We start from the raw sequence: 18017 nt of genomic DNA, 5'->3' as shown, positions 1-18017 counted from the left end.
GCCGGATGGTTTCGGGGCTGCTTCGCAGCCCAACGGGGATAAATCCCCTCGCCACAGATAACCCCCCACACCTGACACCTCGCCCAACCCCTGGTCAAATCGCCCAAAAAATAGAGCAAATTGGCATATTTCACTGCCCACCCCACCCCCCTAACCTAGATCCCAACAACCTCATCACCCGGATCAAGGGACACAACAAAAATGACTGAATACAAACTCGCGCTGGTTGGCTTCGGCGGTGTGAACCGGGCATTGGCTCAACTGATTGCCGAGCGCAACCACCGCTGGAAAACCGAACTCGGCTTCACCCTGAAAATCGTCGGCGTGACCGACCTGTTCCTCGGTTCGATCATCGGCCGCGAAGGCCTCGACGCTGCACTGCTCGCCAAACTCCCAGCGACCAAAGGCGCCTTCGCCCAATGGCCAACCGGCACCGCCGAAGCCCTCAACGAAGCCGTGATCAAAGACAGCGGCGCCGACATCATCGCCGAAGCCACCTTCACCAACCCGGTGGACGGCGAGCCCGCCACCTCGTTCTGCCGCTGGGCCCTGGCGCGCGGCAAGCACGTGGTCACCACCAACAAAGGCCCCATCGCCCTGCACGGCGCCGAACTCAAAGCCCTGGCCCAGCGCAACAACGTCGCCTTCGAATACGAAGGCTCGGTCATGAGCGGCACCCCCGTGATTCGCCTCGCCAAACAATCCCTCGCCGGTAGCTCGATCAGCGGTTTCGAAGGCATCCTCAACGGCACCTCCAACTTCGTCCTCACCTGCATGGAAGGCGGCCTGGGGTTTGCCGAAGCGGTCAAAAAGGCCCAGGAATTGGGCTACGCCGAAGCCGACCCAACCGCGGACATCGAAGGCCATGACGTACGCCTCAAGGTCGTCATCCTCGCCAACGAACTGCTGGACGCCAAGCTCACCGTCAACGACGTCGCCTGCAGCGGCATCTCCGCCCTGGGCCTGGAAGACATCGAAAAAGCCCGCCAGGACGGCGCCCGCTGGAAACTCATCGGCACCGCCACCCGCAACGCCGACGGCTCCATCAGCGCCCGCGTCGAACCGCGCCTGCTGAGCAACGACCACCCACTGGCCAGCGTCAGCGGCGCCACCAATGCGGTGTCGTTCACCTCCGAACTGCTCGGCGCCGTCACCGTCTCGGGCCCGGGCGCAGGCCGCACCGAAACCGCCTTCGCGCTGCTGTCGGACATCATCCAAATCCACCAATCCGCTGCCCGCAACCAGGAGTAAAGCCCATGAACGTCTCCCGTCTGGCCCTGGCAGTGACCGAGCCGCAAATCGAAGTCCTCAACCCGTTCGATGGCACCGTCGTCGGAACCGTGGCCGATGTCTGCGCCACGCAAGTGCCGCAACTGCTGGAGACCGGGCGCAGCGGTGCCCGAGCCTGCGCCGCGCTGCCCCGTCATCGCCGCGCCAGCCTCCTCGAACAGGCCGCCGCGAACATCCAACGCGACGCCCGAGCCTTCGCCCGGCTGATCGTCGACGAAGCCGGCAAAACCCTCAAACAGGCGGAAAAAGAAGTCAAACGCTGCATCAACACCCTCAAGCTCTCCGCCGAAGAAGCCCGACGCAACGCCGGCGAAGTGGTGCCGTTCGACGCCTACGAAGGCGCCGAATCGCGCCAGGGCTGGTTCACCCGCGAGCCCCTGGGCCTGATCGTCGCGATCACCCCCTACAACGACCCGCTGAACCTGGTGGCCCACAAACTCGGCCCGGCCATTGCCGGCGGCAACGCGGTGATCCTCAAACCGTCCGAGCTGACCCCATTGTCGGCGCTCAAACTGGTCGCCTGCCTGGTCGAGGCCGGCCTGCCCGAATCCGTGGTCACCGTCGCCACCGGCGGCGCCGAACTCGGCAAAGCCCTGGTCGCCGCCCGCGACGTGCGCATGATCTCCTTCACCGGCGGCTTCGTCACCGGCGAACAAATCGCCCGCACCGCCGGCCTGAAAAAACTCGCCATGGACCTCGGTGGCAATGCCCCGGTCATCGTCATGGCCGACTGCAACCTCGACGCCGCCGTCGACAGCTGCATCTCCGGCGCCTTCTGGGCCGCCGGGCAAAACTGCATCGGCACCCAACGCCTGCTCATCCAGGCACCGATCTACGCCGCCTTCCGCGAACGCTTCGTCCAAAAGGCCCAAGCCCTCGTCGTCGGCAACCCACTGCTCGCCACCACCGACATCGGCCCGATGATCACCCACCAAGCCGCGCAAAACGCCGAGCACGTGGTGAACGAAGCCCTGCAAGAAGGCGCCACCTTACTCTGCGGCCACCGCCGCCAAGGCGCCTGCTATGCCGCGACCGTATTGGAAAACGTCGACCATGCCAGCCGGCTATGGCGCAACGAGGTCTTTGCGCCGGTGGTGGTGTTGCAGCCGTTCGACGCGTTTGATGAGGCGGTGGAGTTGGCTAACGAACCTGAATACAGCTTGCATGCAGGGATCTTTACCAACGACTTGGCAACGGCGATGAGCGCTGCGCGGCGGATCGAGGCGGGCGGCGTGATGATCAACGACTCTTCGGATTTTCGTTTCGATGCGATGCCGTTCGGGGGCTCCAAGTACGGCAGTCTGGGCAGGGAAGGGGTGCGGTTTGCGTATGAGGAAATGACCCAGCCGAAGGTGGTTTGTTTGAATACGTTGGGGTAACAGGTCAGGTCGTTGGCATCGGGCAGGTTTGGTCACCTGCCTGATGCTTTTCTGCACAAACCACACAGCCACCGCATACCCTGTGGGAGCGAGCTTGCTCGCGATAGCGATACACCCGTCACCATCAGAACCGCTGACTCCCCGCCTTGTTGAGCTTTGCGCACGACACCCAAGCTCAGTTGACCAATCCCTCTATGCACTACTTCCGCCTGTTGCCAGTTACGCGAGCTTTCCACTGAGTAGCGGCTCAGAGCAGCGAGCGTGCCGGCAACGTCGTCGATCTCCCCGAGAACAAACTTCTGCAAACGCTCAAAGCTGAAACGTATCAGCCCCAAGAAAAAACCAAAATATGCACAAATGCATTTTTTTCTTGACCCGCAGCGGTGCACCTCTATAAGGTGGTTTCACTGTATGCGCATCCAGTATTTCTAAAGCATCATTTATTTGAATCCATTCATGGACGAGGTATTACCTTATGAAAACCAACACTGAAAAATTCGGTGTCACCCCCCATCAACCCAGCCTCTGGACCCGCGCTGATGCGCTGAAAGTCCGGGCGGACGATCCCACCACCACTCAGCCGCTGGTCAGCGCGGATTTCCCGGTATTGAACAACGACGTGTTCATCTGGGACACCATGCCCCTACGCGACTTGGACGGTAACGTAACGTCCGTCGATGGCTGGTCGGTGATCTTCACCCTGACGGCCGATCGTCATCCAAACGACCCGCAGTACCTCGACGAGGACGGTAACTACGACATCCTCCGCGATTGGAACGATCGTCACGGTCGGGCAAAGATGTACTACTGGTTTTCCCGTACCGGCAAGAACTGGGAATTCGGTGGCCGTGTGATGGCCGAAGGGGTTTCGCCGACCGCTCGCGAATGGGCCGGCACGCCGATCCTGTTGAACGACCGAGGTGAAGTGGACCTGTATTACACCGCCGTCACCCCAGGCGCGACCATCGTCAAGGTGCGCGGTCGGGTCGTGACCACTGAACACGGTGTCAGCATGGTCGGCTTCGAGAAGGTCAAGCCGCTGTTCGAGGCCGACGGCAAGATGTACCAGACCGAAGCCCAAAACGCCTTCTGGGGTTTTCGTGACCCATGGCCATTCCGCGACCCGAACGACGGCAAGCTGTACATGCTGTTCGAGGGTAACGTGGCCGGCGAGCGCGGCTCGCACAAAGTGGGCGAGGCCGAAATCGGTGATGTGCCACCGGGCTATGAAGATGTCGGCAACTCGCGCTACCAGACCGCCTGTGTAGGCATCGCCGTGGCCCGCGACGCGGACGGCGACGACTGGGAAATGTTGCCGCCCCTGCTGACGGCCGTGGGCGTCAACGACCAGACCGAACGCCCGCACTTCGTGTTCCAGGATGGCAAATACTACCTGTTCACGATCAGCCACACTTTCACCTATGGCGACGGCGTGACCGGGCCGGACGGCGTGTACGGTTTTGTCGCGGACTCGCTGTTCGGCCCCTACGTGCCGCTCAACGGTTCCGGCCTGGTGCTGGGCAACCCGTCCTCCCAGCCATTCCAGACCTACTCGCACTATGTAATGCCAAACGGCCTGGTGACCTCCTTTATCGACAGCGTACCGACCGACGAAACCGGCACGCAGATTCGTGTAGGTGGCACCGAGGCCCCCACGGTGGGCATGAAAATAAAAGGGCAGCAGACGTTTGTGGTGGCTGAGTACGACTACGGGTACATCCCGCCGATGCTCGATGTCACACTCAAGTAATAGCAGTACAGGGGTTTCAGGCGGCGGGTTTGAGGTCGATGACAAAACCGTTGTGGATATGATCGAGATATCCCGTCTGATTTATTGCGATGTTGGTCGCAAGCCCCATTGAACAACGAGTCGTAACCTTCTTCGCGATTGGCTGCAAGGATGCAGCCAGTCGCGAATGCATTTCCCTGCGACGTATGTACACAAGCGCCTCTGTGGGAGCGAGCTTGCTCGCGATAGCGGTGCATCAGCAACATTCCAGCCCGCTGTTTATCGTGACTCCACGAGACTAGCCAAGACCGACATCGCCTTGCGCCATTGCCTACAACTACGCCAGAATCCGCCGGCTTGTGCGTCTTGGGTCACGTCGGTAGTTTGGGTCCTGTCACTGCTCATCAGTGATCGGGTTTAGTCGCCCGTCTCAACCTAAGGCGTACCAAGTCCCGTCGGACAGGCTGTGCTGTTCCTGTATTGATGGTGGCTGTGCGCAGGGCGCCCCCGGGCGCGCCGGGATTCTTAGGTTCACCGGTCGACTAACCTGCGCACAGCTGCCGCCCTCTCGTTTAGTCGCGAGCTGGTTGCAGCCTCACTTACAGGAACCTAAGTCGATGGCAAAAACTACACCGAACCCTCCGACCGCAGATGAGCATGTATCTCGCGCTCAGTCTGCTCGTAACAACAAGCTCGATGACGCTGCCAACCGGGCGTTGGATTACTACCTGAAGCCTACGCCGAAGAGCGAAACGTCTGACAAACCCAACACTATCTTCCGTATCGCTCCGGATGTTGATTCGGAGTGTCTGCTTGCCAACCTCAGTGAAAACCTGGCTTCGGCCAATGCCATGATCAGTGATTTGGCGTTTGATCTTGAGGGATCGCGACGGCATTTTGCGTTGGGGATTTTGCAGGTGATTGAGGTGAGTGAGCTGTTGGCGAATCGGGCCTTGGATATTGTTGAGGTGAGGTAACAAGGGGCTGCGCTTACCCCGGGTACGAAAAAAGGTCTTGCAGGGCAAGGCCTTTTTTATGTTCGAGAGCTCGCGACAATGAATCATCAGGTTCGGAGACGCCGACGGTTTGTCGCTCCATTTTGGCCATGAATTTCATTTAATCGCTGATGTCGATCATGACCATGGCAGCGCCCTAGGCCGGTAACTGTGCGGACTGGTTTATTAAATTGCTATTGCCGGTAGCGCTTGCCGCAGTGCGCCTTGCTTTCATTTTGAATAACGAGCTCGTGTGCGTTAGTCAGCGCTCCGTGTCAGTTTTTCATTCACAGGGTGCTATCACCATTGGTACATTCATGCCCCGATCCCATGGACAGGAAGAGTACTAACATGCCAACGATGTGGATGATTCGAGGTGATGGTGGTCGTCTCTATGACGACTTCAGGGATCGCAATCTGGCAGCCATTGGGTGGGCTCAGTTAGCGCTCGCCGCAAAGCCTGGCGTTTCCCGAAAGGCCTTGATCCAGGCTTATAAGGATCTCCAACCAGGTATCAAGGACGCGAGCGCCGTATCGGGTGCATCTCAAGTGTTCCGTTTCGTTAACGAAATCAAAGAAGGCGATACGGTCGTCACTTACTCCCCTGCAAACCGGACCTACCTGGTAGGTCGTTTCACTGGCGCATGTCAGCTTCGTCCCGATCTGGCAGACGATGGGATGTCGTTGACCAGGCCTGTTGAGTGGTACGCGCAAGAGGTCGATCGCGACAAGCTAAACAGCGTCAGTAGAAACAGCCTGGGATCCACGTTAACCGTATTTAACGTCGCGGAGGTCGCTCAGAAGGAATTACTTGCCCTTGCTACCGGTAACGACGTATCGGCGCCGCCAAAGGACTTCATCGACGATCCCGAAGCTCTTGAAGATCCGCTGAAAGGTGTTCAGGAAATTGCTTTCGAGCGCATCAAGGACCAAATCAATAGTCTGGACTGGTCTGAAATGCAGGAGCTGGTCGCCGGTATCTTGCGAGCGATGGGCTACAAAACGCTTGTCTCTCCAGCCGGGGCTGATCGCGGCAAAGACATCATTGCCTCGCCCGACGGCTTTGGATTTGAGCCACCGCGCATCGTTGTCGAGGTTAAGCATCGAAATGTACGGATGGGGAGTAATGAGATTCGCAGCTTCCTTGGTGGAAGACACAAGGATGATCGAGGGCTGTATGTGAGCACTGGAGGGTTCACAAAGGAGGCGCTTTATGAAGGTGAGCGGGCGAACGTGCATCTGACAATGTGGACGCTGGATGAATTGGCTCGCACGTTGATGGCGCATTATCCGGCTACCGATCCGGAGACTAAACGATTGGTGCCGTTGAGCTACTTTTACGTGCCTGCGTAGATAAGTGTCGCTTACCTGTCATGTCGCTAAAGTCAGTTTTGACGACACGTTTTTCCCTCATGTCGTCGCCAGCGACATGAGAACGTAACGTGTCGCAAAAATCGAAAAACAGCGACGAGACCTTTTCGTATCCGAGAGCCCCGAAACGACGAGCGCCCAGATTGTCCAACAACCTGTTGGATAATTACCTAAGTCACGCGTTACCCTTAACAGATCGCCATCTCTGGTCTGAAACTGCTGGAAGTAAGCCGTTTGAGCGCAATCTCAAGCGCCTGATCATCGAACAGCTTCCTTTTGCGAGCCGCAGCACCCGCTCCGCCATCCCAATGCTTCAATGCCTCGCGCACGGCAGGAACAGTCGGGGAAATTCCATCCTGGCTCAGCAACCAATCAACAGTCGCCAACAACTCCATGCCGAAAGGCGACTCAAAACCATCGATCAACTCGGCGGTGCGCTCCAAGGCCTGGGCGTACTCCTTGGCTTCGGTTTGAAGGTAGGTCTGCAAGAATGTCTTGCGCCCTTCGTCAAACCAGATCACATCACTGATACCCGCATCACTGATGCGCTTGTCGCAATGCAGATAGCTGCCATCCAGGTTATTGAGCAGATGTTCCAACCGGTTGGCATATGGCCCGTACTTATGCGCAACGAACTGGAGATTCAGAGGATTTTCGGTGTTTGGCAGATTTTCGATGGCGCGCTCAAGAAACCAGGCCAGCTTCTGAATTTCAAGCAGGCTGCATTCCATACCCAGAACCCAGTAGCGACGGACCAGTTCGGCAATCAGCGCACGAGCAGGCGTGAGCTTTTCCACACCGCTACGCTTAGCAACGTTCAGATACTGGTTGGAAGGCTCGAACACCAGCACATCGACATCAAGATCACTCAAGATCTCAACAATCTGTTCGCGAACCTCCGGCCACTTCAAACCACCGTTGCCAGCGCCCAACGGCGGAACCGCGACGGACTTCACATCGTTTTCAATCAGGAAACGACGCAGATCGTGTAAGCCTTCGGTTATCCACGCCATCTGCGACGGTGAGCGCCAGTGTCGTTTGGTCGGGAAGTTCACGATCCAGCGCGGACCCTCCAGCTCGTTGACTGCCGTCACGTGAACCTTGCTTGTCTCCACTTCGTGAGCCTTGCAGGCAGCCAAGTACAGGCGGTAATTCTCCGTGAAGCGCTCTTTGAACATCAGCGCAATACCTTTACCCATCGCGCCCACGGTATTCACCGTGTTGACGAGGGCTTCGGTGTTGGCTTCCAGGAGGTTGCCTTGGGTGAATCGGATCATTGGAATAGCAACAGACCTATCTTTGCGTTCAGGATCAGCGTCCACACCCATATAATCAACGTCACCCGCCGTTGAGTAAGGAAGCCGCCATACCGTCTAACCGCTTTTTTACCTTTTCCCACTGCGGCATCACCTGCCGCATTAACCGGTAAAAGCGTTCGCTGTGGTTATGCTCTGCAATATGGCAAAGCTCGTGCAGGATTACGTAGTCAATGCATTCCCGGGCCGCCTTAACCAGATGTGGATTGAGTGTGATGCGCCCAGCGGGAGAACAACTGCCCCACTGCGTTTGCATGCTGAGGATACGCAGTGGCGGCTTGCCAGAAACCCAAAGAGCTTGCTGCAAGACCGCCTCCAAACGTCGATCAAATACCTCTCGGGCACGGGTCTTATACCAAGCGTGCAATAGCTCGCGTACCTTTCCTGCTGATTTCACCCGTACGGTCACCTCTATCTTGCCACGTAATAGGCGCACCTGTTGCAGCGCGTCAGGTGCCTCTATGACCTTCAGCACATATTGCTTACCCAGGTAGTAGTGGCTTTCTCCGCTGATGTATTGCCGCGGTCGAACATGTGTGAGCTGTGCACGGAACTCACGAAGCTGCTGATAAATCCAACGGCCTCGCCGCCTCAGCGCAGCCAATACCTGTTCATCGCTAGCGTACGCCGGAGCACTGACCCGCACACAACAATCGGGATCTACCTTGATCAAAATGCGAGAAACCTCGCGTGCTCGTTGCGCCCGCTCAACTTGTATCAGCTCATCGGCGTAGTAAAAACTCAGCCAGCTTTGCACATCGGGATTGGGCGGGGTATTTGGGGCGATAGGCACGTTCATAAGCCAGACAAGCCAACCCGCGTGATCCGTACTACCCACTCAACCATGGTCTTCGCCTGATCCATGCCTGCACCTACCGTCTTACACTCCTTGAAGAGCAACGGTAATAGTTTCTTGCGAATATCGCTTTCGATGTTCTGTGGATTGATTGAATGCTCAGCAACAGAGGTCATGACCATTTCATCAAGACTGAAAGCGAGTTTTACCCAGTGCACCTGTGCCTGCTCGTCAGCCGAAGCAAGAGCCTCCGGCAAGCTTTTCTTGAAGATACCGAAGTAAGCCTGAGCATGGTGATTATCTGCAAAGACATCGGGTATTTCATCTAATTTACGCGCCTGCACTTGCTGTTCGAATTTGTGAAATAGCAGATACTGCTTGAGTGGATGATCGAACAGCTTGGCGGCATCCTGGATGGCTTGTCGTAGCAACTTGGAGAACGCTTCCTGAGCAAAGGGATCGTCACTCAGCTCCTGCTCAATCATCTTGCTCACGCGGGTCTTGATGATATCGGTTTCGTTTCGGGTTTTATCGTCACTCCATTGTTCGGGCTTTTGCTGACCCATCTTGCCGACTTCATAAACTCCGCCTGGGTCTCTAACCTCCACGCCGACAACATGCTTGTCCAGCAACTTACGCACCTGTTCGGCATACTGATCATAGTTCACTGTTTCCCCGGCATCCTGTTTAGCAAGCTGCCGTAGGCTGGAGAACTGCTTGAGGGTTTCCTTGTATTGGATTCTGTCGGCATCACTGAAGCTGGTGTCCTCGAAAAACGAGGCGGATTGCAATGCGATCTTTAAACAACTGGAGAACTCGGCTAGTGCCTCATAGAAGTCGTCGCGCACTTTGAAATTTACATCAATCAGCTCGCCATCGCGCTCCTGCATTTTGGGTACCAGCACTTGGCGTAATTGTTCGATATCTCCTTTGTTTTTCACCTCGGAGAAGATCGTCCAAAGGTTTTTATGCAGTTGAGGTAGTCGTTTGAATTCGCTGCTCATCTGGCTGTAGAGACCAGCGATATCGTTGATGTCATACCCGCCCTGAGTCCGCGAAGCGAGATCTTGGTACTTCTGAATCGTCGTATCCAACTCAGCGAGAATGCCGCGATAGTCGATCAGCAGGCCGAATTTCTTTAGGGGATGCAGGCGATTGACCCGGGCAATTGCCTGAATCAGGTTGTGCTCTTTGAGTGGTTTGTCGATGTAGAGCACGGTGTTCTTCGGTTCATCGAAACCCGTCAACAGCTTGTCCACCACGATTAGAAGTTTGAGCGAATTATCCTTATCGAAGCGCTCGATCAGCCGTTTGGTGTAGACCTGCTCATCGGTACTACCAACGTTGTTCTTCCACCACTGAGTAACCTCCGGCGAAGCCGCTTCATCTACCTCGGTGTTTCCCTCACGGCTATCCGGCGGACTCATAACAACAGCACTTTCGAATAGACCTGCTTCATCTAGGTACTTTTTGTATCTGATCGCCGATGCCTTACTTTCACAAGCCAGTTGCCCCTTTAGGCCCTCGTCGATGTTCTTGACAAAGTGGTTGGCGACATCCAATGCAATCAAATGAATACGGTCATCGGCGCTGTAGATCTGTCCCTTCTTGGCAAACTTGCGCTTGAGGTCGGTTTTTTGCTGCTCATTCAGTCCCTCCGTGATGCGTTCGAACCAACTATCGATGGCTCGAGCGTTCACATCCAAATCGGGGATGCGCTCTTCATAGAGCAGCGGCGTCACCGCCCGATCCTCCACGGCTCGTTGCATGGTGTAGGCGTGCACAATAGGGCCAAACTTATTTGTGGTTTTGTCGTCTTTGAGAAGCGGCGTACCAGTAAACGCCACAAAAGCGGCATTAGGCAGAGCCTGCTTCATGCGTATATGGTTTTCGCCACCCTGGCTGCGGTGGCCTTCATCAATCAGCACGATGATGTCGGCACTGGTATTCACACACTCTGGCAGCTTGGTGGCGCTATTGAACTTCTGGATCAGCGAGAAAATGATGCGCTCATTACCCTTGCTGATTTGCTCGGCAAGGCGTGTACCGGAAGTTGCCATGGCTGCCTCTCGATCCTTCCGGCCTGCCAGTTCGCCGCCTGAGGTGAAGGTCTTGCTTAACTGGTTTTCCAGGTCGACCCGGTCAGTGACTACTACAATACGACATTGCTTGAGCGAATCATGCAGGATCAGCGCTTTGCTCAGAAAAACCATGGTGAATGACTTACCCGAACCGGTGGTGTGCCAAATGACCCCCCCTTCGCGACCGCCGTCCTTGCGTTTGTGGTTTATCCGCTCAATTAACCGTTTAATGCCAAAAACCTGCTGATAGCGGGCGACGACTTTGCCGGCCTTCTTATCGAACAATGTAAAGAAACGAGTCATTTCCAGCAGTCTAGCAGGAGAAAGTAGGCTGATAAGTAACTGGTCCTGGCCTGTCAGTGCCAGCTCGCCACCGGCCATAAGAGATTCATACCAAAGTAGGTCCTTAATGGGGCGATGGCTGAAAATCGAGGTTTTTTGCGCAGCGCTTAACTGACGATTCTTCAGCGCATACTGTTCTGCGGTAGTGATGTCTTCTTCTCGCCAAGCTGCCCAAAATTTTGCAGGTGTACCGCATGTGGCGTAACGCCCCTCGGTACCATTGATTGACAGCAGTAATTGGCTGTAAGCGAATAGCCTTGGAATTTCATCATGACGTTGGTTGCGCAAACTCTGCGAAACGCCCTCGTCGATAGTCGGACCTTTCTGAGCATTACTATTAGGGCGCTTGGCTTCGATCACTGCCAACGGAATACCGTTAACGAAGCAAACAATATCCGGCCTCCGAGATTCCACACCACCACTACGCAATAAGCGAAACTCTTCGGTGAATATGAAGCTGTTGTTGTCGAGGTTGTACCAGTCAATCAATGCGACGGTCGGATTGGCTTTTTTTCCGTCCGCGAATTCCGTGACCGAGATGCCATACAGTAGATGGTTGTACAAGCGCTCGTTGGCAGCCTGTAGCCCCTCATTGAGTGCAGGACTGCACACTTCGCTGATTAGGTTATCGATGGACTTGGCCGACAGCGGATATTCATTTCCACCAAATAAGAAGCGTCGCTTACCCAACTGTTCGCGCAGTACGTCACGCAAAACTACTTCGTCGCTCTTCCCGGCCCTTGCGGCCAAAGCCTGCTCGGGCGAGAGGAACTGCCAACCTAGGTTGCACAGCAGAGCCAGAGCGGGAAGTTTCGCGCTGTATTCTTCCTGAAACTTGGGAGTGGGGGTCACGGAGCCGTTCCTTCTTTTGCCGGGAGACGCGTATTGGCGACTAGCGATTGATCAACGTTTTTTTTGTTCACTATTCAAACGCTTTTCCAGACGCGTGAGCTCTGCCAGCTCGTTCGTATCGGCCGCCAATGCTTCGGTGCTTCGGCGATGTTGATCGAACGTCTCGTAACGCTCATGCGCCACTTGTTTCATCTGCTCGTGACTGATACTGCCGGCAGTGCGTAGCAGAGGTTGTTCGTTGAAGGCCATAAAACTGTCGATGTACTTCCGCCAGTCAGCCAGCTGTAAATGCTGGCGCCGCTCGGCGCGCAGTTCGGCGAAATCCAGGAACATACCAACCAGACGATTGAGCTGGTCCAGTTCTTGGGCATTCAGATAATTCTTAGCCACCACGACGTCGGCCTTGCGTACTCGATCACCCTTGAAACTAAGCAGGTTCATATTTGGCACGCTGGCATCGGCGCGGAGCACGATCAGTTCGGCTGCGGTATGGCCAGTTACGGCGAAGAACAGCTTGTTTTGTACCTCGGCAAACAGTCGCGCTGTGTCCTGTTCATTGGCGCGATAATCCTCAGCTAGGGTGAGAAGGTCACGCACCTTCTGATAGAAGCGCTTTTCCGAGGCACGTATGTCACGGATGCGCTTGAGCAGCTCATCGAAGTAGTCCCAGCGAGGCTCCTTCAGTCGGGCATCGTCCATTACGAAACCCTTTTGCAGGTACTCACCCAAGGTACGGGTGGCCCACTGACGAAACTGGGTGCCGCGGGTCGAACGAACCCGGTAGCCCACAGCAATGATCATCGGTAGGGCATAGAGGTGGGTCAGGTAATCCTTGCCATCGGCGGCAGTAGTAAACTTCTGGTTTACTACTGCCTCTTCAGCCAGCTCCCCATCAGCGATGACGGCTTGAATATGCTTGCCGATATTCTGCTTGCTAGTCTGATACAGATCGGCCATTTCCAACTGCGTTAGCCAGACCTGGCCATCCATTTCTCGCAGGGTGAACTGCGCCAAACCATCATCCGTGCTGTAGAGAATCAGGTGGTTACCTGTCATATCAGCCATTCGCCTCTGCGATTGTGCGGTCCGATGCAACCTTGTCGATCATCGCCTTCACGGCGTGATCAATGGCCGAACCATCGGTATAATCGGCAGTGGTTGCCAGGTCGGTACGTCCTTCCTTGACCAACTGAAGGGCCTTGTCGCGGGCGCCACGTTTGCTCCTGCCATAGACGGCAATCGAATGACCACCCTGATTTTTTACCAGGCGCATGGAGGGAATGTCGGTCTCGCCATCACCGATAAACACCATATTGCTGAACGGCACAGGCCGCTCGGCTGGCTCCACGAACTTGTTTATCACCGAGTTATCGTGCACATCTAGACTGCCCTTGTTAATGCGGAACAGATACTGGGTTTTGGTGGTGTAGTTCACCGCCAATGCTGGCCAGTGCGCGACGTCGTTATGGTCGTACATAAAGCCCGACGCATAGACTCGGGTGAAGTGTTTGTTGATCGGAGTTCCTTCAATCATCTCGCGCAGGCCTGACGAGATGATGAAATGTTCGACCTTTACGCTCTTGGCACGACCATATTCAGTGATGCGTTTGAACCAGTCCCCCACCCCTGGAAATAGCTGAATATGTGCCCCGAAATCGGCAAAGTCCTTTTTGCGCACCGGTACCCTCGCGGCCTGCGCCTTTTCGATCATCAGTCGCATATAAGCTAGAATCTCATCCGCCTGCTGCTCCTGGGCCATAGCCTTGGCTGCGCGCCAGAACTCAGCCGGCTTGATACCCAATGCCGGTACAAAGTTGTACTCCTGCATATTGCCGGGCGACAGGGTGCCGTCGAAGTCATAGGCAATCACAAAGGGGATGTGCTTCTTAGCCATTAGGCGACCTCCATTGCATCTACCTTTACACGGCGCTTGCCGGTGAGCAGTTGCTGCATTAGGGCTTTTTTCTCCTGTTTCAGACAGACGAGTCTTTGTGTGAGAGCGCTCAGTTCGTGGTCAGCAGCCGAAAGTACTTTCGCGATAGCTTTCTGCTCATCAATGCCAGGGATAAGCCATTTGATTTTTGCAAAATTGGAGTACTTCAAATTCCAAGTGTCGGATACCAGTCCTTGTGAGTGACGGCAAAAGACATGAACCAGAGATGGAAATTTAAACAGATAAGAAGAAAATAAAGGATCAACATCAGGCTGGGGAATTAGAATTGTATAGGCCGGACTCACAATTCCTTCTTGGCTCGAGAGGCCAGAAACGCCCTGCCACATTCTCATGGTGTTGTAGCCAATATCATTCGGGCAAATCCGCAAATACTTGGATTTGTCAGAATTGGATGTATCCTTGCGACCTACACTTTCGCGATTGACGACCCCATCTTCAGATGTTATCGATAATAGCGGCAAATCAAAAAAGCCAGTTTCGACCCTTTCTCTAAAACTTTCACCAAGAGGTAGCATTCGCCAAGCTTCGTGGAAACCAAAAATGCGCTGTTTCCCAGTCAGCAGTTGTTGTGTCAACGCTTTTTTCTGCCGCTGTCTGTTACCAAGAAGACGCTCAGCAATGGCAATGGACCGATCCCAGGTGGAGAGAATTTTGGCGATTTTATATTGCTCATCCAGCGGTGGGATTAGAACCTGAAATTCTTTTAATTGCGAAGAGTTAATGCTGGCCAGATTTGTGCTTTTTTTGGCGCAGCTCAAGAAAAAAGATTTTCCGTAATGACTGCCAGCTAAGGCGGCAAGAAAGTACGGAGTGATGACCTTTTGATTTGGGCGAACTGCAAATACATGGTTTTGGTGCAGGCATGTCTCTATCTGGCCACTCCAAACATCGCCACGGCCAAGTTTATCGAAGTCGCCGCCCTCATTCATAAGGACGTCACCTTTTTTTAAGGAGTAACGCTCAAGCTGGGATCTTTCGATTTCAATTGTTTTGACCACGCTTAGATCTAAGCGCCCATCTTGGACATTGGCAACTCGCAAATATGGCACGGTTATGGGGTCTTTCAGCCCAGACTTGCCTTTCGCTACACCGGTCCTTATTTCAGCGACTGACTCCAGCGGAGCACGCTTCCATCCCTCAGGCACCATAGCCTAGCTCCTTCAAGTATCCATCCATTTGCAACTCCAACTCTGCCAATTTCGCCTTGAGTTGCTCCCGCTCTTTGCGCACAGCCAGCAAATCAATCTCGTCCTCTTCCTCGAAGGTATCCACATAACGAGGGATATTCAGGTTGTAATCGTTATCGCGGATCTCCTGCAGGCTGGCGCGGTGGCTGAATTTGTCCGAATTGATGCGGTGGCGATAGGTGATCAGGATATTGTTGATTTGCTCATCACCCAGCACGTTCTGGTTTTTACCGGACTTAAAGTCGCGACTGGCGTCGATAAACAGCACGTTTTCATCGATCTTGGCCTTGCTAAAAACGAGGACCGAAGCGGGGATGCCGGTGCCATAGAAGAGTTTTTCCGGCAGTCCGATAACGGCATCCAGAAGATTTTCTTCGATCAGTTGCTGTCGAATCTTGCCTTCGCTGGAGCCACGGAATAGCACGCCATGGGGCACGATCACAGCCATGCGTCCGGTCTTGGTTTTCAGGGTTTCGATCATGTGTAGGATAAAGGCAAAGTCTCCCTTGGTTTTCGGCGGGATGCCACGTTTGAAACGGCCAAATTGGTCGTGCTCGGCGTCTTCATGACCCCACTTGTCCAGCGAGAAAGGCGGGTTTGCGGTGACGATATCGAACTTCAGCAGTTGGCCATTCTGGTCGAGCAGCTTGGGGTTCCGTAGGGTGTCACCCCATTCAATCTTGTGGTTGTCCTCGCCATGGAGAAACATGTTCATCTTGGCCAGCGACCAAGTGGAGCCGATGGCTTCCTGGCCATAGAGTGCGTACTGCTTGCTGTTGTGGTGTTCGCGCACCTTGCGCCCGCACTTCATCAGCAGCGAGGCTGAGCCACAGGCCGGGTCGCAGATGGTGTCGCCTGGTTGCGGGTCGAGCAGTTCGGCGATTAGCTCGGAGACTTCCGGCGGGGTGTAGAACTCGCCAGCTTTCTGCCCGCCGCTGGCGGCGAAGTTCTTGATCAGGTACTCGTAGGCGTTGCCGATCACATCCAGGCTGCCGACTCGCGACGGCTTGAGGTTAAGCTCGGCCCCGGCGAAGTTTTCCAGCAGGTGACGCAGGATGGTGTTCTTCTGCTTTTCTTCGCCGAGCTTGTCGGTGTTGAAGGAAATGTCCTGGAACACGCTCTTGCCGGCATCCTTGAGTTTGGTGCCGTTGGCCTCCTCGATGGCATGCAGCGCTTGGTCAATGCGCTCACCATTGCCTGGCTCATGGCGGCGTTCATAGAGGGTGTAGAAGCTTGCATCACGCGACAATACGAAGCGTTCGTTCTTCAGCATTTCCTCAATCAGCTCCGGCTCGTCGCCGTACTCTTTCTTATAGTTGTCGTAGTGATCCTGCCAGACGTCGCTGATGTACTTGAGGAACAGCATGGTGAGGATAAAATCTTTGTAGGTGTCGGCACTGATGGTGCCGCGAAAGATGTCGCAAGCTGCCCAGAGTGCTTTGTTGATATTGTCCTGGCTTACTTTGTTGCTCATGGTTCATTCCTAATAAGATTCTGATAGATGCCTTGCAGCATCTGTTCTCTATTGGTTCGCAGGCAGGCGATTAATTGATCCTCTTCATCCCATAGGGCCTGCAGAGCAATCAATTTTTGCTGGGTCGCTGGTGATGGCAGAGGAATTTGCATGTTCATCAAGGATGATTTGCTGATGGCTTGAATAGCGCTACCGCTACGCTCGAGGCTGCGTTGGCTTTGCGGCAAATTGATCAACCAACACAGGTACTCTGGAAGTAATTCTGACCGTTTAGCTGTGACAATAAAAAATTGACTCGTCGCTACTACCGGCTGCTTGTCTGTATAGAGGGCAGCCTTGTTGGTATCGCCACGGGCAATCACGGTGATATCGCCTGGCTGAAGCAGTGGTGGGGCGGTACGAGTATCCCAGGTAACTGCAATCAGCGCATCGGGTTCAATCGCTGCGTTTTGGCGCAAATCCTTGATCTGCAGGACGCGGACATTGCCAGAAGGGTCATGTTCTAGCGCACCGCGGAAAGTATATCCAGAGCGGATAATAGCTAGTTCGCTCAATTTTAATAACTGGGTCGACATAAATAGCTCTGAGGGGAAAGCGCCATCCTTGGCGCAGCAGATGTGATCAGACTTCGCAGCGTTGGTACTGGTTCTGCAGCCATTTGGCGGGCTCGGTTGCCAACCCATACCATGCAGCATCTCCCTGTAGCCTAGTCACAAGTAACCCGTCGTCAGCATCAATTGCTGCTCGAAGGTTATCCCGCACTTGAGCGGCAGTCTGGTTCGTGGCAACAATCCAGGTGGACTCCAGCGGTCGGCACCAGGTGCCATAGACTTTGATGCGCTCATACAAGGATTGGTAGTCACGTTTCTTACGCAGGTCATAGGTAATTTGATACAGTTTCATCGCTTTAGCTCTCCTAACGGGTCAGTTATTGCAATAGCGGCAGGGTGCAACCTGCCGCGCCTCATTTTTTCTCCGTACACTTTGTACTGAGGTGGCGGCGAAGTGAATATCTCCTGTTCTAGGCTTGTTGTCAACGTTTTTTCTCAGTAGGGCTGCTATAGACTATATTGCTTCGGAAATCTTTCGGTACTGAGTCTGAGTTCTTCTAGCCTTCGCTTGACAGGATTATCGGCACGCCGTAGCGGGTCACTTTTGGGGGGCTAAACCAGAAGAAACGGCACAGAACCTGGTCTGACCCCGAGCGAGTTCGACCACATCTGTGATCGTGTCCCTTCCCACAAAATCTCC

At 54.7% G+C, this 18017-nt stretch carries 14 protein-coding genes; 5 read left to right on the top strand and 9 right to left on the bottom strand.

Annotated elements, in window-relative coordinates; translation table 11 throughout:
- Positions 1-201 precede the first annotated feature (201 nt).
- The 5 genes from LOY70_RS26265 to LOY70_RS26245 all read left to right on the top strand — a co-directional run bounded on the left by LOY70_RS26265 (position 202) and on the right by LOY70_RS26245 (position 6746).
- Positions 202-1251 carry a homoserine dehydrogenase gene (locus LOY70_RS26265; RefSeq protein ID WP_265030848.1) on the top strand — a complete coding sequence of 350 codons (1050 nt, stop codon included), beginning with the start codon at positions 202-204 and terminating at the stop codon, positions 1249-1251.
- Between the two features lie 5 nt (positions 1252-1256).
- Positions 1257-2669, top strand: coding sequence for an aldehyde dehydrogenase family protein (locus LOY70_RS26260; protein ID WP_265030846.1), 1413 nt, complete (start codon positions 1257-1259; stop codon positions 2667-2669).
- Between the two features lie 475 nt (positions 2670-3144).
- The gene (locus tag LOY70_RS26255) at positions 3145-4419 is read left to right on the top strand and encodes a glycoside hydrolase family 68 protein (protein WP_265030844.1); all 1275 of its coding nucleotides are present in this window, start codon (positions 3145-3147) and stop codon (positions 4417-4419) included.
- A 596-nt stretch (positions 4420-5015) separates the two neighbouring features.
- Positions 5016-5375 carry a DUF6124 family protein gene (locus LOY70_RS26250; RefSeq protein ID WP_265030842.1) on the top strand — a complete coding sequence of 120 codons (360 nt, stop codon included), beginning with the start codon at positions 5016-5018 and terminating at the stop codon, positions 5373-5375.
- Positions 5376-5744: 369 nt separating this feature from the next.
- Positions 5745-6746, top strand: coding sequence for a restriction endonuclease (locus LOY70_RS26245; RefSeq protein ID WP_265030840.1), 1002 nt, complete (start codon positions 5745-5747; stop codon positions 6744-6746).
- 206 nt (positions 6747-6952) lie between these two features.
- Here LOY70_RS26245 and LOY70_RS26240 read toward each other — a convergent pair whose 3' ends face one another.
- The 9 genes from LOY70_RS26240 to LOY70_RS26200 all read right to left on the bottom strand — a co-directional run bounded on the left by LOY70_RS26240 (position 6953) and on the right by LOY70_RS26200 (position 17669).
- Positions 6953-8041, bottom strand: a complete 1089-nt coding sequence (locus LOY70_RS26240; protein WP_265038205.1) for a macro domain-containing protein — start codon at positions 8039-8041, stop codon at positions 6953-6955.
- A gap of 61 nt (positions 8042-8102) precedes the next feature.
- Positions 8103-8879 (bottom strand): M48 family metallopeptidase, encoded by a 777-nt coding sequence (locus tag LOY70_RS26235; protein ID WP_265030838.1) that lies wholly within the window; start codon positions 8877-8879, stop codon positions 8103-8105.
- Positions 8876-12151: a type I restriction endonuclease subunit R gene (locus LOY70_RS26230; protein WP_265030836.1), complete on the bottom strand. Its 3276-nt coding sequence runs from the start codon at positions 12149-12151 to the stop codon at positions 8876-8878. The genes LOY70_RS26235 and LOY70_RS26230 overlap by 4 nt, the downstream gene beginning before the upstream one ends.
- A gap of 51 nt (positions 12152-12202) precedes the next feature.
- Complete coding sequence (locus tag LOY70_RS26225; protein ID WP_265038203.1) at positions 12203-13207, bottom strand: virulence RhuM family protein; 1005 nt, start codon at positions 13205-13207, stop codon at positions 12203-12205.
- A gap of 1 nt (position 13208) precedes the next feature.
- Positions 13209-14045, bottom strand: coding sequence for an HAD family hydrolase (locus tag LOY70_RS26220; protein ID WP_265030834.1), 837 nt, complete (start codon positions 14043-14045; stop codon positions 13209-13211).
- Entirely contained in the window at positions 14045-15253 is a 1209-nt protein-coding gene (locus LOY70_RS26215) for a restriction endonuclease subunit S (RefSeq protein ID WP_265030833.1), read from the bottom strand. Before LOY70_RS26215 ends, LOY70_RS26220 begins: the two co-directional genes overlap by 1 nt.
- Positions 15243-16766, bottom strand: coding sequence for a type I restriction-modification system subunit M (locus tag LOY70_RS26210; protein ID WP_265030831.1), 1524 nt, complete (start codon positions 16764-16766; stop codon positions 15243-15245). The genes LOY70_RS26215 and LOY70_RS26210 overlap by 11 nt, the downstream gene beginning before the upstream one ends.
- On the bottom strand, positions 16763-17341 hold the full coding sequence (locus LOY70_RS26205; RefSeq protein ID WP_265030830.1) for a restriction endonuclease subunit S: 579 nt from the start codon (positions 17339-17341) through the stop codon (positions 16763-16765). Before LOY70_RS26205 ends, LOY70_RS26210 begins: the two co-directional genes overlap by 4 nt.
- 46 nt (positions 17342-17387) lie before the next feature.
- Positions 17388-17669 (bottom strand): hypothetical protein, encoded by a 282-nt coding sequence (locus tag LOY70_RS26200; protein ID WP_265030828.1) that lies wholly within the window; start codon positions 17667-17669, stop codon positions 17388-17390.
- Positions 17670-18017: the final 348 nt, after the last annotated feature.

Origin of the sequence: Pseudomonas sp. B21-054, from assembly GCF_026016345.1 — a bacterium.
Taxonomy (GTDB): domain Bacteria; phylum Pseudomonadota; class Gammaproteobacteria; order Pseudomonadales; family Pseudomonadaceae; genus Aquipseudomonas.
This window is presented reverse-complemented; position numbering and strand designations above follow the sequence as displayed.